The organism is Limnospira sp. PMC 289.06, from assembly GCF_032350395.1.
Lineage (GTDB): Bacteria > Cyanobacteriota > Cyanobacteriia > Cyanobacteriales > Microcoleaceae > Limnospira > Limnospira platensis.
Window position 1 is genome coordinate 8471 of the sequence record NZ_JARPLC010000015.1, and the last position, 22188, is coordinate 30658.

The window sequence follows — 22188 nt, forward strand, 5'->3', positions numbered from 1 at the left end:
ACCTTCAATGGTTATGGTAGAGTGTGTCAGCCTATAACCCGAAAATTCCCCAACCTTCCATAGTGTAGGGTGCGTCAGAAGCACAGGACTACATCAACACCCAGCCACCCACTAACTGACGCACCTTCAATGGTTATGGTAGAGTGTGTCAGCCTATAACCCCGAAAATTCCCCAACCTTCCCCAACCTTCCTTCCTTATGGTAGGGTGCGTCAGAAGCACAGGACTATATCAACACCCAACCACCCACTGACTGACGCACCTTCAATCAATCTCATTGTGTTAAGTTTTGTTAAGAAATGTAAAAAAAATCCCTTTTTTTTGGGTGAGGGGTTGCTTTTCGGTCGCGCCTGTGATAGTCTATATCATAATGGGAATATTGACTATTATTTAAAAAACACACAAGTTTCAATTTTAAACTTTATACATACATAGTAGCATGAGTTGCCGAGAGTGTCAATTGGCGATCGCCTCTGTGGATAAATTAATTCTATGATGAAAGTAGAACATGGAATAATCACGGGTGGTTCTAGTGGGATAGGCTTAGAGACAGCGAAACTGCTAATGGAGGCAGGGGCTAATATTACCCTAATTGCCCGTGATGGTGAAAAATTAGAAAAGGCGGCGAGGGAACTAGAGAAGTTGTGTCCTGAGCGAGAGGTGTTGACCTTGGTGGCGGACGTGAGCGATCGCCTGGAGATAGAAGCTGCTATGATGAACTCATGCGATCGGCTAGGTACACCGGATATATTGGTGATATCAGCGGGTGTAGCCTATCCTGGTTATTTCCTCGAAATGCCCGTAAAAGTCTTTGAACAAACAATGTCAGTGAACTATTTTGGGGCGCTATACTCAGTAAAAGCAGTAGTGCCGCTGATGGTAAAACGGGGAAAAGGGACAGTAGTTTTGATATCTTCTGGGGCGGGTTTAATGGGGCTTTATGGCTATGCCGCCTACTCTCCTAGCAAATTTGCCTTACGGGGGTTAGCGGAGGCTTTACGGGGCGAATTAAAGCCATTGGGAATAAAGATAGCAGTAGTATACCCACCCGACACAGATACGCCACAACTGAGGACAGAAAACTTGACTAAACCCCCAGAAACCCAAGAGATAACCGCGACGGCTGGAATTTGGAAACCAGAAGATGTCGCCGAGGCTATTGTCCGAGGTCTGGAAAAGGGGGAGTTTGCGATCACTCCGGGAATAGAAATGACGCTACTGAACCGCCTTCACAGCTTGGTATCACCGGGACTTAACTGGTACTTTGACCGCCTAGTGGCTAAAATCTCCAAACAGCACCAATGATAACCACCATAGAACCCATATTACCAGATGATGTCAAAACCGGCTCGAGAAGTAGCGATCGCCATTTTGTACCAGTCCGACAAAATTCTCCTACAGCTAAGGGACGATATCCCCACCATAGTTTATCCTGGGGTTTGGGGGATGTTTGGGGGTCATATAGAACCCATGGAAACCCCCCTAGAAACCATGAAAAGGGAATTACTCGAAGAAATTGGCTATGTCCCGACCTCCCTATATGAGTTTGGCACTTATGGGACAGAAGAGGTAGTGCGCCATGTATTTCACGGACCCCTAGAAGTAGGTCTTGAGCAACTGATTTTAGGGGAGGGGTGGGATATGGAACTGGTAAGCCGTGGTGATATTATAGCCGGACAAGCCTATTCTAAACAAGCGGGAATGTTGAAAGCGATCGGCGAACCTCACCGCCTAATTTTACTAGATTTTCTTCAGGCATAGGCACGGGGTAAATTTCCAATTCCCAGGAAATATGGCGATTTGCGATCGCCCGCCGCCACTTGTCGATTATCCGACAATAGGGACACTACCATCATTAGGAAGAAATAGGCGGGGGTCTACGGGAGTCCCGTCAGGTCGGCGAATTTCAAAATGGAGATGGATAGAATAGCCGCCGCCATCAATTTCTCGCCCTTCGTAGCCAAAACCAGAACCGCCTCTAATTCCGATTAATTGTCCTTGGGAAACGTGATCATTTACCCTGACTCTAATTGACCGCAAATGCAAATATCGATGTTCCCAACCGTCAGGGCGGCGAATATGAATAGACCGACCATCTGCGCCGCTGGTATTATTTTTAACATACTCCACAACCCCATTACTAGCAGCATAACATTCATCAGGAGTATATCCGCCAATATCAACGCCAGCATGAAGTCTCCCCCTTGCATAACCAAACTCAGTTCTAGGTCCCATGCTAGTGCCGCGCATCGGCCATTTCCAACTACTGGAAACGGTAGCTGCGGGTTTGGGACTGCTGACCGGGCTATTGGTATCTACGGGAGTGTTAATGTTTACGGGCTGATTAATGCTGCCTATTTTATCATCTATAAGTTGAATGTGAGGGGCGAATATATACCAGGTTTCCCGTTGTCCGGGATAGGGTGGTCTAAATTTAATTTCTAAGTGTCCATATCCGGCTGATTTATAGTCGGTAATTTCGTATTGGTTGCCAGCATAGATAGAGATTTTATCAGCGGAATTTAGTTCATTGGATGCGACAGGTTTCTGTTTTAAGACGGTGTTCTGTTGTATGATAATTTTCATGATTAGTTACCGGGTATTTGGCTAAGTTTAAGTTAAGGAATTAATGATATAGCTGTATCTAGGCAGGGAAGGATAGGGAGTAGGAAAGGTAAACCATAATTAAGCTGTTAGTTGTTGTATATAGGTACATTGCTATTAGGAGTGAACTGGGGGAAATGTGTTAACAACTGCTTTAAGTTGAGATACTTAGTTAAGGTAAAAGCATCGACTCCCAATTCAGTACGATCGCCTGCTGCCACTATACCAGCGAGTGAGTGCCACCAAACGGCGACTTGAGCGCTTAATTCTGGGGGCTGTGACTGTCGAGACTGGGTAGCGAGTAAGCCCCCTAACAAACCAGTGAGAACGTCGCCACTGCCCCCACGGGCTAGGGCGGGGCTACTTTCTGGGTTAATGATTACTGACTGGGGAGTAGCAATGCAGGTTCTCGCACCCTTTAAAATGACCACAGCGCCAGTTAAACGGGCTGCTGCCCTACTCCCTTCCATAGAGCTATGTGATTTATCATTTAGTTGGGGAAACAGGCGTTTAAACTCTCCACGGTGGGGGGTGAGAATGGTGGCAGCCTGACGGTTAGATAGGGTAGTCACGGGGTCTAGTTGGGCTAACAGGTTCAGGCCATCAGCGTCTAGGACTAGGGGTCTATGGCTATTTAATACTGTCTGAATGAGGGAGACATTCTCAGGGGTTAAACCTGGACCACAGGCGATCGCATCATAACTATCCAAGTTTATATGATCAGCAATAGAGGCGATCGCACCCAGCTCGGTTTCTGGACAACCGATAATCAAGGCTTCGGGTAGTTGAAAACTCAACAGAGGCTTGATAGACTCCGGGACAGCTATTGATAGCATTCCCACGCCACTAGCTCGCGCCCCCAAGCCTGACAATAGCGCCGCCCCGGTATAACGACGGGAACCGGCAATAATTAATAAATGACCCTGTTTATATTTATGGGTATTTTGGGGGAGGGGGATAGGTAAATGAGATATCGCCCATTGGGGAGTTAGTCGCTGTAGTGGGGGAGACACCCCCAGGACGGCATGAATATCAGTTAAAGGGATATCAAAATCAATTAACTCGGAAGTTCCCAACCATGGTAGGGCTTGTTCCTGCAAAAAGGCTAATTTCCATAACCCCAAACAGAAAGTTTTTGTTGCCTTAATAGCTTTTCCGAGGACTAATCCTGTGTCAGTATGGATACCTGATGGGATATCAATGCTAAAAACGGGCTGATGCCAACTATTGACAGTTTCGACTATTTGTGCTATATCCCCCTGGATAGGACGTTCTAAGCCAAAGCCAAACATCCCATCGATAATTAGATCACAATGTGCTAATTGGGCGATCGCCTCTACAGTTTGAATACCGAGACTAGCAGCATATCGAAGATGATCGGCGGTGAGTGGCTTGTGTTGGCTGAAGGGAGAATATAACAGAACCCCATAACCGCGATAGTATAATTCCCGCGCCACCACCAAAGCATCACCCCCATTATGCCCCGGTCCCACCAAAACCCCAATTAACTTGATTGGTGTGCTGGTATGCTCAGAGTGTAAAATCGACAATAGGCGGCGGGTAATATTGAGGGCGACCTTTTCCATTAAAGCTGCCACAGGCATTCCCGCGTCAAAAATGCGAGTTTCTATGGCTTGCATTTGGGCTGCGGTCACAGCGAACTGTTGGATAAGTTGAAAATGATTAGGAGTGCCTGCCATTGTTAATCATGGTAACAGTAATGGGACTATCTGCCAAAATATATTTGAGCGGAGCCAATTCCCGAATCTGTGAGATAATTTTCCCATTCTTGGGCGAGTCCCAAATCAGCAAAAGGTCCAACGGCTACCAAGGGGTCAGCGAAGTGGTCACGAATGATAATGCTGTTTTGAGGTACACCTAAAGCGATGGCATTTTCAGCGGTCCTAGATAGTTCTGCGGCTGGTGTGGGAATTAATACAAAATAGCCATCAGTATCACTTAGTCCCAGGTTAATACCTGACGCTGCGGGAATAGGAGTAGGGGTCTGAGTGGGTAAACCGAGTAAAATTTCCAATTGTCCGCGAGAGGCGACGACTTCTCCTCGAATGCGTCTGAGAATTAGTTGACTGAGGAGTTGTTCAGCGTTGGACAAGTTGACAAAACTACCGGCTTGAATTACGGGGACACCCTGATATTGAACAATTTGTGCATTGGGGGATACCTGTCGCACTTGGTCTAGGGATGCTGCACCAGGTCTGATATAGACTTGATAAAGTCCTAGGTCAGTGGTGGGGCGAATAGTATTTAGTCTAATATTGGTTTGAATGGGTGGGGTTGACCCTCGTTGTGGGGGAACTACCAGGGGGCTGACATTTATGGAGTTCTGAAATTCGGGAGTATTGCGGAAATCGGTAATTTGGGCTTGAACTCCCCTTTGTCTGAGACTTGATACGAGTTGTTGGGCTTGGGTCTGATTGAAATAAATGCCGGCATCAATTACAATGCGATCGCCATATCTTTTGATTATGGCTCCTGGTTGTACCTGTTGGACTATTTCCAGCAGGAGGGGATTATCCCCTGAGACATAGACCCCGTAGCGTTGCTGTTGTGCTTGGGCGAGTGGGGATGTTAAGGTTAAGTATCCTCCCAGGAGCAATAGTGATAGCCATCGCCCATTCCCCGCCCATCGAAAGGTAAACTGGATCGGGGACTTGTTTTGGTTTTCAAGAGAAGTTACAGTCAATGTCAGTTCCTCCATGGGGGGGGTTAGCCTACCAAGCCTGAAACAATTATAGCCATATATGGCGGAGTTTCGGATCATTTAGATTTGCTAAAATTGATAACATCTCATCATCAATGTTGGAAAAGAACATAAAATTTGCTATTATGCCGAGACGATTGGTTTCTTGTGTCCTCGCCGCCTTGCTACCGATTATCCTAGTTTGGGGAGTAGTTGTGCAACCGGCTTGGGCGCTGACGGATGAACAGAAACTTCTGAGCGAGAGTTGGGGTATTGTGAACCGCGCCTATGTTGATGAGAGTTTTAATCATCAAAATTGGTGGTTATTGCGGGAAAAACAAATTAAGAAACCTCTCAGAAATCGGGAGGAAACTTATCTGGCTATTGAGGAAATGTTGGCGAGTCTTGATGATCCGTTTACCAGGTTGTTGAGACCGGAACAATATCGGAGTCTGCGAGTTAGTACCTCTGGAGAATTGACGGGAGTGGGGTTACAAATTGCTAAGGAGGCTGAGACGGGGGCGCTGGTGGTGGTGACTCCCCTTGATGGTTCTCCGGCTGATGATGCGGGAATTAAGCCGCGCGATCGCATTCTGAAAATTGATGGTTTTTCGACTGATAAGATGACCTTGGATGAGGCGGCGGCGAAGATGCGAGGCAACCCCGGAACTCAGGTAGTTTTAACTGTAAAATCTGCGGAAAATCAGTCAACTAAGGATTTCAAATTATTACGAGACCACATTACACTAAATCCGGTGGTTTACGAACTGAGAAAAACGGAGGATAATTTAGCTTTTGGTTATCTGCGCTTGCGACAGTTTAGCGCCAATGCGACCAGTGAGGTGACTAATGGGATTAATAACCTAATCAATGCTGGGGCTCAGGGTTTTATTTTGGATTTGCGAAATAACCCGGGTGGACTGCTACAGTCGGGGGTAGAAATTGCTCGGTTGTGGTTAAATCAAGGGGCGATAGTTTATACTGTAGATAGGCGAGGGTCTTTAGGAGGTTTTGATTCAACGCGATCGGCTTTAACTGATGCGCCGTTAGTGGTATTAGTTAATGGTGGTACAGCCAGCGCCAGCGAAATTCTGGCGGGTGCGCTTCAGGATAACCACCGGGCTTTATTGGTGGGTGAAAAAACCTTTGGGAAAGGCTTAATTCAATCCCTGTTTGATTTGTCTGATGGTGCGGGGTTGGCGGTGACAGTGGCTCATTATGAAACCCCTAACCATACTGATATTAACCAACAAGGAATTATGCCCGATCGCATTGTGAAAAGTCCTAATTTAATGCGATCGCAATTAGCCACCGAAGCCGACCCCCAATATCAAGAAGCCGTTGATTTATTGAGAGGGCAAATAATGTAAACCCTCTGGCTCTGGGAGAGGTAAATTCTCACAAAAGGGCTGATAGTTTGGATGCGATCGCCGTTGAGTCCCCAACTGTGATTTATAGTGTATAATCAGTGAGAATCCCCCCGAAAACCCGCCATTGACCAGTAGAGAGCAGTGGATATTCTCACTAAGCCTCAGCATCGATTATTGATCGCGACTGCCGTATTGGTGGGTGGGACGGTGTGCGGTGGCTCCCTAGGAGCGATCGCCACCTCCGTGGCTGGGGGCATTGTCGCCAATGATATGGTTCCCCAACACCTCAAGCATATTGCTGTTCGCCTGAAAGGGAGTCAAGACAAATTAGGCAACCATGATTTAACCCAGGCGACCGGGTTGGCTATCTCCCTGATTATCAAAAGCATCGCCGAAGCCGGAACCTATCCCCACTCCACTAAAAAACTAGCAGCCCTGGCTAAATATACCCTCAAAGCCTGGCAAGAAGTCGCGGAAGCCTTAAAAAAGGGGAAAAAGGTTAATTTTAACCCAATCCAAGAAACGGAGCTTACAGAGCTATTTCGAGGGGGTACGCGGGAGTATGTCGCTCAAACGGTCTTGACCGCAGAGGATTGGCAGATATTACTGAAACATTGGCTCTGTCCGGGGGCTAAGGTGGAATTGCCCGAAAATGTCGTGCAGGAAGTGGCGACCCAGTTGCGAGAGAAGTTTGCTTTCGCCTTGCGGGAAGTGTTGAAAGGGGATTTTGAAGAAGGGGGACGGGCTTTCGCTGGCTTGACGCTCTCCCTGCTGGGGGAAATGCAGGGGATTTTGGAGGAGTTGCTCAACACCAGTTCCCAAACCCAGATACAGGACTTACAGGCAGAATTAGCGGCGGTGACGCGACTGCGACAGGAGTTAGAGACCGATTCGCAACGGTTCCAGGAGTTGGGAAACCAGATTCAGTCTGGCTTTGGGGAGGTGTTGCAGGAGTTGGGCATCACTCAGGGGAAAATTGACGAGATGCGGGCTGAGTTGCAACAGGAATTACAGAGTGTGCAGGAAACGCTCAGGGAAGGATTGGGCAATCTCAGCCAACAGAATCAACAGTTACAAGAAACGCTCGAAACGGGCTTCGAGATGGTTGTGGCGTTCTTGGAGCGGGATACATCGGGGATTCAAGCTATTTCCTTCAGCTTGGATACCAACCCGCCCAAGGTGACGAATTGGCAGGGACGGGAAGAGGAATTGAGCCAAGTTAACCGTTGGCTGGATGATGAGAATACGAAACTGGGGGTGATTGTGGGATTGCCGGGGATGGGCAAATCCACCCTGGCGGCGAAGTTGTTTCAGGAGCGGACGGATTTTGAGGATAAATTGTGGCTGGATTTGGGACAGCGTCCGAGTTATTCCCTTGTGGCTCGCGGGATATTGCAGGAGTTGGGCAAACTCTCCCCCCAGGAGTTGGAACAAATCCCAGAGACTCGCTTAACCAATGTCTTGGTTCATTGTCTGCAACGGCGGCGCTTTTTGCTGGTGTTGGATAATTTGGAGTCGGTATTGCAAGATGAAGCCTATCAAGACTTTTTGCAGCGGTGGCTGGGGGCCTGTCACCAGACGGAAATTCTGGTGACGACTCAAGTTGCGCCTAAGTTGGTGCAGGAGAACCCCACAGAATTAGCCCTAGGGGGACTCTCAGCGAGGGAGGGGGCGCAACTGTTGCGGGAGTTGGCGGTGGGGGGAACCGAGGCGGAATTGCAGGAGTTTGTTAACCAGGTGAATGGACATCCCCTGATGCTGAAACTGGTGGCGGGGTTGCTGCATGATGAGTTGGGGGATGAGGCGACGATTGGTCAGTTGGCGGGGTTGGGAATTGCGGATGTGGGGCTGTTGATGTCGCGGTTAAAGGGATACCACCGTCAGGAGGTAGTGCAGTTGGTGGCGGTGTTGGATGCGAGTTTTAACGGCTTGTCGGAGAAATGGCGGCGGCTGTTGCTGTCGTTGGTGGTGTTGCGTCAAGCCTTTGATGGGACGGTGGCCAGTGCCATGATTGGGGAGACGGTGGCTCAGAATGAGTTGCGGGGGTTGGCGAAACGGGGGTTTTTACTGGCGGAGGCTCAGGGGTATCGATTCCTCCCTTTTATTGCTGAGTATCTCAAGTTTCGCTTGGGGGATTTGTGGGAGGCGCATTTACAGGCGATCGAGTTTTATATGAGTGGTATGAAGCCTCGGGCGGAGTGGCAGACAGTGGAGGATGTGCGGGAATATTTGGAGGTGTTTTATCATCGCTGTGAGTTGGGAGAGTATGAGGCGGCGTTTGATGTCATTCGGAATGGGGGTGATGTCGCTGACTTCCTGAGTTTACAGGGTAATAATGAACTCCTTGCAGAACTCTACCAGCAATTAGTCGAAAATCTGCCCCGTCGAGACGATTGGCGATATGGGGCCTGTTTAACTTCGTTAGGCAACACTTACCATTCCCTAGGACGCTACCAAGAGGCGATCGCCTTTCACCAACAATCTCTGGAAATTAAACGGGACATCGGCGACCGACAGGGTGAAGCCGCTTCTTTAAACAATTTAGGCAATGCTTACTATTCCCTAGGACGCTACCCAGAGGCGATCGCCTTTTACCAACAATCTCTGGAAATCGCACGGGACATCGGCGACCGACAGGGTGAAGCCGCTTCTTTAAACAATTTAGGCATTGCTTACAGGGCCCTAGGACGCTACCAAGAGGCGATCGCCTTTCACCAACAATCTCTGGAAATCGCACGGGAAATCGGCGACCGAAAGAATGAAGCCGCTTCTTTAAACAATTTAGGCAACACTTACGATTCCCTAGGACGCTACCAAGAGGCGATCGCCTTTTACCAACAATCTCTGGAAATTAAACGGGACATCGGCGACCGACAGGGTGAAGCCGCTTCTTTAAACAATTTAGGCGTTGCTTACAAGGCCCTAGGACGCTACCAAGAGGCGATCGCCTTTCACCAACAATCTCTGGAAATCGCACGGGACATCGGCGACCGACAGGGTGAAGCCGCTTCTTTAAACAATTTAGGCAATGCTTACTATTCCCTAGGACGCTACCCAGAGGCGATCGCCTTTTACCAACAATCTCTGGAAATCGCACGGGACATCGGCGACCGACAGGGTGAAGCCAATTCTTTAAACAATTTAGGCAATGCTTACGATTCCCTAGGACGCTACCAAGAGGCGATCGCCTTTCACCAACAATCTCTGGAAATTAAACGGGACATCGGCGACCGACAGGGTGAAGCCGCTTCTTTAAACAATTTAGGCAATGCTTACTATTCCCTAGGACGCTACCCAGAGGCGATCGCCTTTTACCAACAATCTCTGGAAATCGCACAGGACATCGGCGACCGACGGGGTGAAGCCAATTCTTTAATCGGTTTAGGCATTGCTTACTATTCCCTAGGACGCTACCAAGAGGCGATCGCCTTTCACGAAGAATCTCTGGACATCAAACGGGACATCGGCGACCGAGAGGGTGAAGCCAATTCTTTAATCGGTTTAGGCAATGCTTACTATTCCCTAGGACGCTACCAAGAGGCGATCGCCGTTTACGAAGAATCTCTGGAAATCGCACGGGAAATCGGCGACCGACAGGGTGAAGCCAATTCTTTAATCGGTTTAGGCAACGCTTACAAGGCCCTAGGACGCTACCAAGAGGGGTTTGCCGCCTCACAGCAAGCCATAGAAATTTATCAAGAACTGAATTTACCCCTTGATGCTTACCCCATTCCTAATTGGCTGAAAAAACTGGTAAAATTCTCCGAACGGGGTAAACTTCATCTGATGCTGTGTTTTGTCGGGGGTCTGGTGGCTTTCCCCTTGGTGTTGATTGGGGGGGTTTTACTCATCCTCTATCGTCTCGTAGTTCGTCAAATTAAGGGTTAAGAGAAATCCCCAAAGCCGGACTTAAAATAGGTAGACTGCATGGAAAAATTGCCAACCTTTGTTAGCCCAAACCATGCCGTTATCGGATCGAGATGATTTAAACACAGCAGATAATTCGATAAGTTAATTGTCCCGACCGGAATTGTGCCTATGGGTTGGGGAGTGAAAAACCTTTGGGAAAGGCTTAATTCAATCCCTGTTTGATTTGTCTGATGGTGCGGGGTTGGCGGTGACAGTGGCTCATTATGAAACCCCTAACCATACTGATATTAACCAACAAGGAATTATGCCCGATCGCATTGTGAAAAGTCCTAATTTAATGCGATCGCAATTAGCAACAGAAGCCGACCCCCAATATCAAGAAGCCGTTGATTTATTGAGGTATCAAATGTAGACCTTCTGTCTCTCCCCAGTGTAGGGTGCGTCACCTTCTCATAACTAACGGAAAAAGAGATAAGTAGACTGGGGACGCACCTTCTTTGATAGCCGTCTCTCCCTGGTGTAGGGTGGGTCGCCTTCCCACCCCAAGTTTTCGATGAGTTATAAAACGCCTTTGGAACTGGGAATAGTACCCGCACGACGTGGATCGATTTCTAGGGCCATTCTGAGCGATCGCGCAAAGGCTTTAAATGCCGCTTCAATAATATGGTGAGAATTGATCCCGTCCAACTGGCGAATATGAAGGGTCATTAAACTGTTATTAGCCACAGCCACAAAAAATTCTCGCACTAACTGGGTATCATAGTTTCCTACCCGGAGTGTGGGAATTTCCAAGCCATAGCTAAGGTGAGGACGACCGGAAAAATCTAGGGATACTTGTACTAAGGCTTCATCAAGGGGGGCGACAAAATGCCCAAACCGGACAATTCCTTTGCGATCGCCTGTAGCTGCTGCCAAAGCCTGACCCAAGGTAATGCCCACATCCTCATTAGTATGATGATCATCAATATGAGTATCCCCGACGGCTTTAATCTCCAAATCCAATAAACCGTGGGAGGCAATTTGGTGTAGCATATGGTCTAAAAAAGGCACTCCGGTAGCCACATCACAGCTACCTGTACCGTCCAAATTTACCGTCACAGAAACATCAGTTTCCCCAGTAGTACGCTTAACAGTGGCAATGCGGTTATGCTTGATATTAGGGTTAGTTCCTGGTGTAGAAGTTGATGGGCGATCGCGAGTTTGCATAGTCAATAATTTAGGGAGCTTTAACTGAGTGGGAACAGGGAACAGTTAATTTCACCGCTCCCCGAGTCCCATGATAACCATTAGGATTTGTGGCTACATTCCCATGATACAGTAACCAGAATCGACATAAATTATCTGGCCAGTAATCCCACTGGAGAGATCACTGCATAGGAAGGCGGCGGTATTTCCTACTTCAGTCTGGGTGACAGTCCGCTTTAGGGGGGCAATTTCCTCGACATGATGAATCATATCTAAAATGCCGCCAACGGCTGAGGAAGCCAAAGTCCGAATCGGTCCAGAGGAGATGCCATTAACCCTAATCCCCAAGGGTCCAAATTCAGCCGCCAAATAGCGGACATTCATTTCTAGGGCAGCTTTAGCAATTCCCATGACATTATAGTTGGGAACTACCCTAACTCCCCCTAAATAGGTGAGGGTGACAATACTACCACCAGAGGTCATCAAGGGTTTAGCAGCGCCACTCAACTGTACCAGGGAGTAGGAACTAATATCTAAGGCGCGAGTAAAACCCTCACGGGAAACGGTGCTAAAGTCTCCCGATAGTTCCTCCTTACCAGCAAAAGCCAGACAGTGGATGAGGATATCGAGTTTCCCCCATTGGTCTCGAATGGTATCAAATAGGGATGTTACCAGTGCATCATCCTGGACATTACAGGGCATGATGATACTGGGATTGAGTGGTTCGACTAGACTGCGAACCTTTTTTTCAAACCGTCCCTTGTCATCGGGTAGATAGGTGACTCCTAGGTTAGCACCGCAGGAGTGGAGTTGTTGGGCAATACCCCAAGCGATGGAACGCTCGTTAGCAATGCCAGTGACCAGTGCGTTTTTTCCGTTTAAATCCAACATAGTAGATTATTGTATTTGAAAAGGGGACGAGAAAACTCCCACAATTGGGGGTTGAAAACAAGAGGTTTGGTGGTAGAATCCCTTTGGCGTGCCTAGATGAATCAGGAGCCGGCGGGCATAGTATGCACCCAGTTCACGATCGCAGGTGGCTAATTTCAGGTCAAAATCTTTGGCATCGCCAAAATATGGCAATTGAGTCGTTTTTTCGACACCAACTCCGTTGGCTTAGATATACTCTGGGTAGACATGAAACCAATGACCTGTATAAATGGACGTACTGAGATACTCACAATTTTGATTCCAGGTCAGGGTAAAAACCTTTGTGCCAGGGAATGACTCTAGGTGAGTGTTAGGGGATCTCCCATTATAATCTTTCGCTTAACGAGGGAGGATGTCAATAGAGTTTAATCTGCACGAGGGTTTTGGTCGCCAGATTTGAAAGCATCGAGTCGGTGAACATTTAAAGTCAGTTCAAGTCAGAGTCAAACTAGCGCAGTGGTTAAGTGGAAGGAATCGGGTCAGTGACGTATGATAGACCGTTAGCATCAGTGTTCCGTCAAATTGGTGGCGGAGCGTTTCCCCCTGTGGTGGAGAGTTTTGACCGTGGTAAAACTATATTTTTCCCCGGTGATCCAGCCGAGCGGGTTTATGTCTTAATTAAGGGAGCCGTGAAGCTGTCTCGGGTTTATGAGGCGGGAGAGGAAATCACTGTGGCTCTACTTAGGGAAAATAGTGTCTTTGGTGTCCTCTCGCTGATTACGGGTCATAAGTCTGATCGGTTTTACCATGCGGTGGCTTTTACCCAGGTGGAATTGCTTTCTGTTCCCATTGAACAGGTGGAAAAGGCTCTGAAAAGTGATCCCGAATTGTCTATGGTGATGTTGCGGGGTCTGTCGTCTCGCATTCTGCAAACGGAGATGATGATCGAAACTTTGGCGCATCGGGATATGGGATCGCGATTGGTGAGTTTTTTATTGATTTTGTGTCGAGATTTTGGGGTTCCCGGTCGAGATGGGATTCGTATTGATCTCAAATTGTCCCATCAGGCGATCGCTGAGGCTATTGGCTCAACACGAGTGACTGTAACTCGACTTTTGGGAGACTTACGACAGAAAAATATGATCTCGATTTATAAAAAGAAAATTACTGTTCATAATCCTGTTACCCTGAGCCAACAATTTACCTGAAAAATTATCCGCTGGCTGTCACAGCCTCACCAGAAGTTGCTCTCAGCTTGAGCTTAACAATAATCATATACCGTTCTGGTTTTGGGGATGATCTCGATTCGTTACTCCCCAGGCTTCCCGATTTTTTGAGCCGGGATAGTCCATAACTATTGCAACTTGGAAAAATTAGCTTCACAATGGAAGATGATAGCAATGGAGGATTAATCGAATATTCTAACCCCTAGCCTTGAAACTGATATGACCGCTGCTTTTATTTTTGTTATTGCTATTCTCACTCTGGGAGGGGTGATCGCGGTGGTGAGCGATCGCCTCGGGACTAAGGTTGGTAAGGCTCGCCTCAGTTTATTTAAAATGCGCCCCAAAAAAACGGCGGCTGTGGTGACTATGGCCACGGGAACTATGCTTTCAGCCTTAACCTTAGTGATTTTATTCGCGACCAGTAAACCTCTGCGCCGGGGTGTGTTTACTATTGACCAAATTCAGGATAGACTCAATCAGGCTCGTAAGGATTTGACCCAGGCTCAGGTAGAAAAGCATCGGGTAGAATCGGAGTTAATACAGGCTCAAAATGAACTACAAGCAGCGGTTGATTACTTAAACGAAATTAATTCTTCTCTCAATAATGCTAAGGTAGAAGTATCCGAACGTGAGCAAGAATTGGAAAGGGCTCAAAGTCGCCTGGAAAATACGGAGAGTGAATTGCATCAACTTCAGAATCAACTCAGTCAAATGGAAGCGGCGAAAACTGAGATTGAGGCGGAAGTAGATAGCATAGAATCTCAATTAAGTCAAGTATACCAGCAAAAAAAAGAGCTGGAAACAGAAATAGATCAACTACAAGTAGAACGTCAAGATTTAATCGAGCAGCGGGAGAGGGTGTCGGCTCAGATAGAAGATCGCGATCGCCAAATTGCTGACCAAGACATGGTGATTGCTGAACGGGAAAAACGCTTATCTGAATTGGAAATAGCTCAACAGCAATTGGAAGAACAAAAAGCTAATGCTCAACGGGGTTTTCAAATGCTGCGAGAGGGTAGTGTAGCTCTCAAACGGGGTGAAGTTCTGGCGAGTGGATTGGTGAGAATTGGGGATAAAGACAGTTCTAAAGATGCGGTAAATAGACTGCTACAAGAAGCTAACCGCAATGCCCTAAGATTTGTGCAAATGGGTAATCAAAGTGCTAATCAAGATATGGTAGTTATGATTACTAAAGCTGAGGTTGAAGAACTGATTGAGGAAATTAATGATGGTGAGGAGTATGTGGTACAAATCGTCGCGGCTGCTAATTATTTAGTGGGTGAAAAACGGGTGGCAGTTTATACTAGGGCGGAGCTGAATCAACTGTTATTTAGCAGTGGTCAAATTGTGGCGGGAACTTCTTTAAATCCGGCTACTATGACTTCGGAAAGGCTGCAACAGCAATTACAACAGCTTTTGGATGCTTCGAGTTTTAGGGCTCGTTTTGTAGGGGTGGTAAATGGTTCGATAGAAATGAGTGACGATCGCATAGATACTCTGATTTCTTTTATTCAGCGGTTGGAGGAGTATGATCAAACCTTGGAACTACAAGCGGTGGCGGCGCAGGATACTTATACTATCGGTCCCCTGCGCTTGGATTTGTTGGCGCGTCATAACGGGGAGGTGTTGATTAGCACTCGTCAACAGACCCGAAAACTTGATGATATTGATTGGGCGGAGGTTTGGCGGTGGTGATTTTGGGTTTTGACCCGGGTCGGGATAAATGCGGGGTGGCGGTGGTAGGGGACAATCAACAGGTTTATTACCATCAAGTAGTGGCGGCGAATGATGCGATCGCCACGGTAGAATCACTCTGTAGTCAGTTTTCGGTGCAACTGGTGGTGATGGGAAATCAAACCACTTCCCGGACCTGGAAACAACAAATGCGCGCGGTTCTTCCCGAGTCTATTCAGATAGTGGAAGTTGATGAGCGTTATAGTTCTTTGCAAGCACGCGATCGCTATTGGGAAATGTATCCCCCCCAGGGTCTATCTCGTCTGTTACCCCAGGGGATGCGGGTTCCCCCCAGACCCATTGATGATATCGTGGCAATTATCCTAGTCGAACGTTATCAGGGGGGAAATTAGTTACGGTAGCCGTCTACTGAGGTTCGGTTTTAATCACTGTCGATGGTGCTACTGATATCGCTATAGTGTAGTTAAAGATAGATTATTACAGGATCTGGCAAATGAATAACAAATCAAATGGAGTTCCTGAGTTTTGTGGCGATCGCCTTTCCGGCAGTAATGGATTGTGGCAATATGTGAAATCAATGCCCCCGGAAACAATAGCCCAACTCTCCCAAGCTGATCCGGATGTAGCTCAATTGATGGAACATAATCTACTACAAATCCTTGGTGGATTGCCTTCTGACCATTTTGATGTGACAATTACTACTAGCCGTGAAAATCTTGGTCGTCTTCTAGCTTCTGCGATGATGAATGGATATTTTCTCAACAAAGCTAAACAGCGCATGGAGTTTGAAAAATCCGTTGCCAATATTTACAGTTAACCGGAAAGATTTAGCAGGTCTGGGGAGTCAGTATAATTGGCTCCCATCAAGTTTTTTGCCTCTTCAGAAAAACTGCCAATTGCTTGATATTTAGTCTCCCGGACCCCCGTGCTAACTAAGTATAAGTTTATCGAAATTTGAAATTGAGATTATCAGTGGTTATCCCCCTGATGGGTTACTGCCCACTACCCAAAACCTATAGGTGTATAAGACAATATAAACTTAGGCTCGAAGCGGTAATTGGTTAACAAATCTCTGGTGAGAGGACTGCCTCTGTCCGGGGTTATGAGTTGATTAATTTTGCTGTCGGGTGGGAGATAGCTATAACCCACTGGGGGCTACCCAGCCAGGTCAAAACTGGGTAGGTAGAAAATCAGGGTGCATCGAAAAATGAAGAAAATAATTGTGTTACTCGGGCTAGTGGCTTCGACGGGTGGGGGTCTAGCTTTGGTTTCTGATGTGGCGGCGATCTCCTCGCCTAATTCGCCTGCCTGGAAAAGCTTCAACAACCACGGTCTAGTTGTTCAAAGTGGTTATGAAGGCACGAATGAGGATGGCGATCGCGAAAGTGTAGGTACATCAATGTAGTTTGGTCATAGGGGCGGCTCAAAGCTGCCCCTACTGATTTTTAGGGGAGTGTTTGTAGAAATTGTTGAATTTCTAGGTCGCCAGGATTTATTTATAATGCCCTTTGGTCGCGATCTTTAGCTTCTTGGTCGCGGCCCTGTGGCAGATAGGCGATCGCCTCTCCATAGTCTCCCAGGAGAAATAGTGCTTGGGCTTTAGCGGTGAAAGCGGGGGTAAAATCAGGTTTGATATTGATCACGCGAGTATAAGTGATCGCCGCCTCAAATTTGGGAGATCCACATAGGCGATCTGTTCCGGTTAAAATTGGTGACGGGAGAAGGGTAGCCATCTCCGAGATACCGCTGTAGGATGCACGCACAGAAAAAATTTAATTATATGAAAGTAGAATCGATTAAAATCGAAAACTTCAAACGATTTCAGGACCTAGAAATTTCATTCAAGAATAATATTCTGGACGAGGTGAGCGATCGCTATCTGATCCTCGGCGATAACGGAACAGGTAAAACGACCCTCTTACAGGCGATCGCCCTTCCTTTAGCCTTAGCAACTGGTCGGATTCGAGATGTAGCAGATTTTAACTGGATCGGTTTCCTTCCCGGTCGCCATTTTAGGTGGGGATCACCAAAGATTGAGATGCAGATTTTATTTGAGGAGGAAGAATTAAAAACCACTTCTGAACTGGCAAAAAAATGGTACGATGCTCAACCTGACGAATTCAAAGAAATGCGGGAATTTGTCGAACCGGGAGATAGCCGGAGAGTGAGCCTTCTGTTAAACGGTGATTTTTGGAAAGCGGGAGATACTCCCGCAGAACGCGCCCAATTTAGAGGAAGATATTATGCTCAATGGTTGATCAATAGGAGAGAGCAATCTGTCCGACATTATTTTGCCAAACTTCCCGGAGTTTTTTGGTTTGACCAGTTCAGGAACTTAGGTTCCCATTCCAAGCCAGACAGTAGCAGAGACAATCTCAACGAAAGTAGTAGTGAAGCATCCTTTGATGTGGGAGTCGGGATTTTACGACAATACCTGATTGATTGGCACAGAAACCAAGAATCAGGAATTGGCGATTATTCAAATAGTTATTTATTGCAGATAGAAAGACTTTATAAAAAAGTTTTTCCCGATCGCTCATTTGCTGGGATAGAAAAAATGCCCAGTCAAAATGATCCGACAGGTTCAGAAACTTATTTTCTGCTGAATGATGGATATCGAACCTATGACGTTCAAGAAATGTCAGCCGGAGAACAGTCTGTTTTTCCTTTGTTATATGAATTTGTGAGGCAACAAATTGCTTATTCGGTGGTCTTAATCGATGAAATAGATTTGAACTTACATCCTCCGGCTGCTCAATATTTTGTATCCCAACTGATGAAAATTGAACCAACCTGTCAATTTATTATTACCACTCACTCTGACTCGGTGAGCAATGTTGTTGGAGAAAGTGAAACCTACCGTTTACCGGGAGGAACGCTGTGTCTGTAACGAATCTTTACTGCGAAGGAAGTCCGAAAAGCATTGATATTCGAGTTATTCGTCAGTTATTACCCAAATGTGAAATTCGCCCTCTCGGGGGCAAAACGTCCAGCTTTCTGAGTAGTATTATCGCCGACCGTGACCGACAACCCAATTTAGCTTGTTTGGTCGATCATGATTTCGATTGTCGAGATTGGGAAATAACCAATGAACCCATTCGATGTGTATATGATCAAATATGGGTCGGTTGGGCGTGGGAAAGAAAAGAGATTGAAAACTATTTAATCGATCCGGTAGTCGTCCGAAACGCATTAGGAAAGAAAGCACCATCAAACTCTGAGTATCAGAATGCTTTAGACCAAGCAGCGGAGAAAATTGCTGCATATTAGGCGGCAAGAACTGCTTTAGATTGCGAAAAGTTTAAGAATTTTTGGGGCGACAAAGTTCGACAAGGACATTCATTCCCGCCCAAACTAGGCGAAGATTACTGTGAAGTAAGGATAGCTGAAATTGTTAGAGAATATAAGGGCGAGAGAATTGTGTCACCCGAAAATGTGCAAGGGAAATTCAGGGATTTACTTCCTAAATTCAAATCAGCAGGATCTCGTTTTCAAAATTATCTCCATTATTTTGCGGGGAAGGATTTACTCTACGCCATGAGAGACAAACTCGGTGATTGGGGATTTGAAGATAGTTCAAATAAAAACCACCCAGAGGAAGTATTCATTGAAAGAGTTGTGACTAGAATTGAACACACAGATGGGGTTTGGGAGTGGTTACCAAAATGGAAGAAACTCCGTCAGTTGATTGAGGAGACTAATTTTTCGGAAAGTTGAAATCAATTGGGGGAAATGGCGATCGCGAAAGTGTAGGTACATCAATGTAGTTTGGTCATAGGGGCGGCTCAAAGCTGCCCCTACTGATTTTTAGGGGAGTGTTTGTAGAAATTGTTGAATTTCTAGGTCGCCAGGATTGATTTCTAATGCCCTTTGGTCGCGATCTTTAGCTTCTTGGTCGCGGCCCTGTCGCAGATAGGCGATCGCTTTACCTAACCAACTTTGGGAGTGGTTACTATCAAGATAAATAGCGCGATTATAGGCATTAAGGGCTTGTGCGTAACGTTTAATTTCCATAAAGATTTGACCCCTTAAAACCCAGGCTTCTCTTTGGTGAGGATTGTGATGGAGAGATTCGTCTACCGATGCGATCGCCTCTCCATAGTCTCCGAGGCGAAATAGGGCTTGGGCTTGAGCTGTCAAAGCGGGGGTAAAATCAGGTTTGATATTGATCGCGCGAGTATAAGATTTCGCCGCCTCTGGGTAGTCATCTAGGTGATTCATTAAAATATTGCCTCGTAAATACCAAATCCCATAATCATCAGGTTGAATTTGTAGGAGGCGGTCAAAGGCTTGTAAGGCTTCTTCATGGCGACCGATAGACATTAATAGCGCCCCACGATCACGCCATGCGGGATGAAAATTAGGTTGGAGTTGGGTAGCGCGATCATAGGATGCGATCGCCTCATCGTATTGACTCAGGGAAGATAAGGCATTTCCGCGACCATACCAAGCCGGATAAAAATTAGACTGTATGTTAATCGCCCTTTCAAAGGCTTCTAAGGAGTCTCGCCATCTTTCGTGGCGATAAAGCTGATTTCCGCGATTAGTCCAGTCGATGGCGCTAAAGCGATCGCTAACTTGGGGAACCTGCATATAAGCGGAAATAGATTGTAATTCCCGGGGAGTAGGGGGGTCTGGCTGGCGATCGCTGATATTGAGGTTAAGGGGAATCCCTGATTGCAAAAATCGGTTTACGGGAATACCTGCACTGTAGCCTACTGTAACTCGATTGCTGGTTCCGGTGATCTGGTCTATGAGGATTTGACCTTCTGACATTCCATGAATACCAATTACCTGACCTTGGGTGTCTAAAATCGGCCCCCCACTCATACCTACCTGGGTGAAATTGGTATAAAATAGGTCATAGCCACGGGTGGTGGGTTCTTTGACAAAGGCGAGTTTGTAGGCTTCGCTAATTAGTAACCCGGCGGTAAATAGGCGGGGCTGAAATTCTGGCCAGCCGGAAATGAAAATGTGTCGGGACTCGGCATCATAATCATAATCGGCAATTTGTGCCAGGGGGTAGGTGCGATCGCTACTGAAGGCTAAAACTGCTAAGTCGATTCCCGGTAGTCTAATGACGCGATCGTAGTCTAGGGCGTATTTTTGGCCGTCATGGGTGATAATTATGTATTCATCGGGACTGCGGACAACATGGTTAGCGGTCAGTACATAATACAGGTCTCCCTCACGTAAACCTCTGGGGAGCGTGGAAGCCCCGTGTCTTTAGACCGGGGAGGAAACGGGACCGGGGGACTTTAGTCCCCGTGAATCTTTCAAGCATAGGCGTAACCATCCTTTCGGTGAATAGGTTGGCAGTATTTGTGGTTGATGCCTGTCACCCGTCCCGAGGCGGTGGTCATATCAAAACTGCCAGAGGCACGGCAGAGAACCCGTCCTACATAGGAGCCAATTTTCTTCCCGGCCGTGACCGTAGCCGTGACGATATCGCCAGTCTGAAAACCTTTGTGAATTTGCTTCCTGGAGCGGTGACGAGTGGGGAATCCGTACTTATTCGTCCCGCACATCCGACGAGTTCCATGCCCCTTCGCTAGAATCAGCAACGGTTTTGACGTGACAATATCGAGTGATTCGACGTCTCCAACACAGGCAGCATCAAGCCAATGAGCCTTGGGTAGGTTAAGCCGAAGTCGATTGAACTTCGTTTGTCCGGCGGTTCCTGTGGTGACCCGAAGTCCTGTGGCTTTGAGAGCCTTGAACAAGGCCCACCGAGTCGAGTTAACGGCAGCCGCATCGTTAAGGGGTGATTTGGCCTGCCTCAGAAGACGACTCAGGACATCAGGCTGGCCCGATAAAAAATCCCGAATGTCCCCATTGCCTTTGGCTTGATTGCATGAGTGGCAAGCGATCGTCAGGTTAGACACCCGGTCAGAGCCCCCCTTAGACCGGGGCTGAATATGCTCAACTTCAAGGGGCACATGTTTAGCACCACAGTAAGCACAGGTTCGGCCCCACTTTTCCAACAGGTATTCCCGGACTTCGTAGCCTTGTAAGGCTCCCTGCTGATACTCAACACCTGAGATCTCAGGGTTTTCCATCAATTGTAGGTCGAACCGTACTAGCTCTTGAACAATGCGGCCCACTGGGGCAAGTCTACGGAATCGGTTAACCCAGGTCATCAGGGTATCGACTCGATGCTGCAAGCTCGGAGCCAACCAACCCTGGGGACGAGTCCGATTCAAGAACCGAGCCGGCCGATATTGGGTCTTGCGGTTTCGTCGAGAACGTCGCAGTTGCCGACGAGACCGTAAGGCTTCTACTATCTGCTGTCCTCGGTGCTGCAACTCGGCAGCAAAGATGATTCGATTCCCTTGCTTCAGGGCAATTCCAGTGACTTTAGAACCTGGGTCTAATTTGAGTTCGAGCGGTTCAGGATTCGCATCAACCTCCTTGTTGAGAATAATGGTGAATGGGTAGCGTCGAAATACCGATGCTTTTCCGGCTTTGAGTAGGGACCGTGCGACCCCTGGCTGGCAGGGGGTCAGGGGCCTACGGTTGGTATCTAAAACGAAAACATGATTAGACATTGTTGCGTCTCTTCTGATTGCTCGTCACCTTAAAAATGTGGGGGTATGGTTGCCCCCAACTCTGCAAAGCAGGTAAAGTTTGCCTCGTCAATGTTATAAAAGCTTTTTGGGCTAACTACA

The 22188-nt window shown here is 47.2% G+C and carries 20 protein-coding genes and 1 pseudogene; 13 read left to right on the forward strand and 8 right to left on the reverse strand.

Annotated features, from left to right (window positions below; translation table 11 throughout):
• Positions 1 to 491: 491 nt before the first annotated feature.
• Both P5674_RS05455 and P5674_RS05460 read left to right on the forward strand, forming a co-directional pair.
• Positions 492 to 1304 carry an SDR family oxidoreductase gene (locus P5674_RS05455; protein WP_006617155.1) on the forward strand — a complete coding sequence of 271 codons (813 nt, stop codon included), beginning with the start codon at positions 492 to 494 and terminating at the stop codon, positions 1302 to 1304.
• Between the two features lie 30 nt (positions 1305 to 1334).
• Positions 1335 to 1760: an NUDIX hydrolase gene (locus tag P5674_RS05460; RefSeq protein ID WP_006617154.1), complete on the forward strand. Its 426-nt coding sequence runs from the start codon at positions 1335 to 1337 to the stop codon at positions 1758 to 1760.
• 66 nt (positions 1761 to 1826) lie between these two features.
• Here the strand turns inward: P5674_RS05460 and P5674_RS05465 are convergent, their stop codons facing one another.
• From P5674_RS05465 to P5674_RS05475, 3 genes are all read right to left on the reverse strand, one after another.
• On the reverse strand, positions 1827 to 2585 hold the full coding sequence (locus tag P5674_RS05465) for a M23 family metallopeptidase (RefSeq protein WP_006617153.1): 759 nt from the start codon (positions 2583 to 2585) through the stop codon (positions 1827 to 1829).
• Between the two features lie 107 nt (positions 2586 to 2692).
• Positions 2693 to 4303 carry a bifunctional ADP-dependent NAD(P)H-hydrate dehydratase/NAD(P)H-hydrate epimerase gene (locus P5674_RS05470; protein ID WP_014274685.1) on the reverse strand — a complete coding sequence of 537 codons (1611 nt, stop codon included), beginning with the start codon at positions 4301 to 4303 and terminating at the stop codon, positions 2693 to 2695.
• Positions 4304 to 4329: 26 nt separating this feature from the next.
• Complete coding sequence (locus P5674_RS05475) at positions 4330 to 5307, reverse strand: hypothetical protein (RefSeq protein WP_014274684.1); 978 nt, start codon at positions 5305 to 5307, stop codon at positions 4330 to 4332.
• Between the two features lie 143 nt (positions 5308 to 5450).
• Between P5674_RS05475 and ctpA the strand changes: the two genes are divergently transcribed.
• From ctpA to P5674_RS05490, 3 genes and pseudogenes are all read left to right on the forward strand, one after another.
• Positions 5451 to 6674 carry a carboxyl-terminal processing protease CtpA gene (ctpA, locus tag P5674_RS05480; protein WP_315669852.1) on the forward strand — a complete coding sequence of 408 codons (1224 nt, stop codon included), beginning with the start codon at positions 5451 to 5453 and terminating at the stop codon, positions 6672 to 6674.
• A gap of 147 nt (positions 6675 to 6821) precedes the next feature.
• Positions 6822 to 10562, forward strand: a complete 3741-nt coding sequence (locus P5674_RS05485) for a tetratricopeptide repeat protein (RefSeq protein ID WP_434475120.1) — start codon at positions 6822 to 6824, stop codon at positions 10560 to 10562.
• Between the two features lie 166 nt (positions 10563 to 10728).
• Positions 10729 to 10956 (forward strand): annotated as a pseudogene (locus tag P5674_RS05490) (S41 family peptidase); the annotation flags it as partial.
• A 146-nt stretch (positions 10957 to 11102) separates the two neighbouring features.
• Here the strand turns inward: P5674_RS05490 and hisB are convergent.
• Both hisB and fabI read right to left on the reverse strand, forming a co-directional pair.
• Positions 11103 to 11750, reverse strand: a complete 648-nt coding sequence (gene hisB, locus P5674_RS05495; RefSeq protein WP_006617542.1) for an imidazoleglycerol-phosphate dehydratase HisB — start codon at positions 11748 to 11750, stop codon at positions 11103 to 11105.
• 93 nt (positions 11751 to 11843) lie between these two features.
• Complete coding sequence (gene fabI / locus P5674_RS05500; protein ID WP_006617541.1) at positions 11844 to 12620, reverse strand: enoyl-ACP reductase FabI; 777 nt, start codon at positions 12618 to 12620, stop codon at positions 11844 to 11846.
• Between the two features lie 521 nt (positions 12621 to 13141).
• On the opposite strand from fabI, the gene ntcA reads away from it, so the two are divergent.
• The 5 genes from ntcA (at position 13142) to P5674_RS05525 (ending at position 16925) form a co-directional block, all read left to right on the forward strand.
• The gene (gene ntcA, locus P5674_RS05505; RefSeq protein ID WP_014274678.1) at positions 13142 to 13807 is read left to right on the forward strand and encodes a global nitrogen regulator NtcA; all 666 of its coding nucleotides are present in this window, start codon (positions 13142 to 13144) and stop codon (positions 13805 to 13807) included.
• 237 nt (positions 13808 to 14044) lie between these two features.
• Positions 14045 to 15520 carry a DUF3084 domain-containing protein gene (locus tag P5674_RS05510; RefSeq protein ID WP_006617539.1) on the forward strand — a complete coding sequence of 492 codons (1476 nt, stop codon included), beginning with the start codon at positions 14045 to 14047 and terminating at the stop codon, positions 15518 to 15520.
• The gene (locus P5674_RS05515) at positions 15517 to 15912 is read left to right on the forward strand and encodes a pre-16S rRNA-processing nuclease YqgF (protein WP_006617538.1); all 396 of its coding nucleotides are present in this window, start codon (positions 15517 to 15519) and stop codon (positions 15910 to 15912) included. The genes P5674_RS05510 and P5674_RS05515 overlap by 4 nt, the downstream gene beginning before the upstream one ends.
• Positions 15913 to 16013: 101 nt before the next feature.
• Complete coding sequence (locus tag P5674_RS05520) at positions 16014 to 16337, forward strand: DUF760 domain-containing protein (RefSeq protein ID WP_006617537.1); 324 nt, start codon at positions 16014 to 16016, stop codon at positions 16335 to 16337.
• 405 nt (positions 16338 to 16742) lie between these two features.
• Positions 16743 to 16925: a hypothetical protein gene (locus P5674_RS05525; protein ID WP_231852108.1), complete on the forward strand. Its 183-nt coding sequence runs from the start codon at positions 16743 to 16745 to the stop codon at positions 16923 to 16925.
• 91 nt (positions 16926 to 17016) lie between these two features.
• On the opposite strand, the gene P5674_RS05530 is transcribed toward P5674_RS05525, so the two are convergent.
• Entirely contained in the window at positions 17017 to 17283 is a 267-nt protein-coding gene (locus P5674_RS05530) for a tetratricopeptide repeat protein (protein WP_231852107.1), read from the reverse strand.
• A 17-nt stretch (positions 17284 to 17300) separates the two neighbouring features.
• Here P5674_RS05530 and P5674_RS05535 point away from each other — a divergent pair, with 17 nt between their 5' ends.
• The 3 genes from P5674_RS05535 to P5674_RS05545 all read left to right on the forward strand — a co-directional run bounded on the left by P5674_RS05535 (position 17301) and on the right by P5674_RS05545 (position 19237).
• On the forward strand, positions 17301 to 18410 hold the full coding sequence (locus P5674_RS05535; RefSeq protein ID WP_014274674.1) for an AAA family ATPase: 1110 nt from the start codon (positions 17301 to 17303) through the stop codon (positions 18408 to 18410).
• The gene (locus tag P5674_RS05540) at positions 18401 to 18790 is read left to right on the forward strand and encodes a hypothetical protein (RefSeq protein WP_014274673.1); all 390 of its coding nucleotides are present in this window, start codon (positions 18401 to 18403) and stop codon (positions 18788 to 18790) included. The genes P5674_RS05535 and P5674_RS05540 overlap by 10 nt, the downstream gene beginning before the upstream one ends.
• Before the next feature lie 150 nt (positions 18791 to 18940).
• Positions 18941 to 19237 (forward strand): hypothetical protein, encoded by a 297-nt coding sequence (locus P5674_RS05545; RefSeq protein WP_014274672.1) that lies wholly within the window; start codon positions 18941 to 18943, stop codon positions 19235 to 19237.
• Positions 19238 to 19327: 90 nt separating this feature from the next.
• Here the strand turns inward: P5674_RS05545 and P5674_RS05550 are convergent, their stop codons facing one another.
• Entirely contained in the window at positions 19328 to 20701 is a 1374-nt protein-coding gene (locus P5674_RS05550; protein WP_315642778.1) for a tetratricopeptide repeat-containing serine protease family protein, read from the reverse strand.
• A 95-nt stretch (positions 20702 to 20796) separates the two neighbouring features.
• Complete coding sequence (iscB, locus tag P5674_RS05555; RefSeq protein WP_315669734.1) at positions 20797 to 22068, reverse strand: RNA-guided endonuclease IscB; 1272 nt, start codon at positions 22066 to 22068, stop codon at positions 20797 to 20799.
• Positions 22069 to 22188 lie beyond the last annotated feature (120 nt).

Coding starts and splice junctions, on each gene's coding strand:
- P5674_RS05465 (WP_006617153.1), bottom strand. CDS start 2,585: ATGAAAATTATCATACAACAGAACACCGTCTTAAAACAGAAACCTGTC.
- ctpA (WP_315669852.1), top strand. CDS start 5,451: ATGCCGAGACGATTGGTTTCTTGTGTCCTCGCCGCCTTGCTACCGATT.
- P5674_RS05520 (WP_006617537.1), top strand. CDS start 16,014: ATGAATAACAAATCAAATGGAGTTCCTGAGTTTTGTGGCGATCGCCTT.
- P5674_RS05510 (WP_006617539.1), top strand. CDS start 14,045: ATGACCGCTGCTTTTATTTTTGTTATTGCTATTCTCACTCTGGGAGGG.
- P5674_RS05535 (WP_014274674.1), top strand. CDS start 17,301: ATGAAAGTAGAATCGATTAAAATCGAAAACTTCAAACGATTTCAGGAC.
- hisB (WP_006617542.1), bottom strand. CDS start 11,750: ATGCAAACTCGCGATCGCCCATCAACTTCTACACCAGGAACTAACCCT.
- P5674_RS05470 (WP_014274685.1), bottom strand. CDS start 4,303: ATGGCAGGCACTCCTAATCATTTTCAACTTATCCAACAGTTCGCTGTG.
- iscB (WP_315669734.1), bottom strand. CDS start 22,068: ATGTCTAATCATGTTTTCGTTTTAGATACCAACCGTAGGCCCCTGACC.
- P5674_RS05460 (WP_006617154.1), top strand. CDS start 1,335: ATGTCAAAACCGGCTCGAGAAGTAGCGATCGCCATTTTGTACCAGTCC.
- fabI (WP_006617541.1), bottom strand. CDS start 12,620: ATGTTGGATTTAAACGGAAAAAACGCACTGGTCACTGGCATTGCTAAC.
- P5674_RS05455 (WP_006617155.1), top strand. CDS start 492: ATGATGAAAGTAGAACATGGAATAATCACGGGTGGTTCTAGTGGGATA.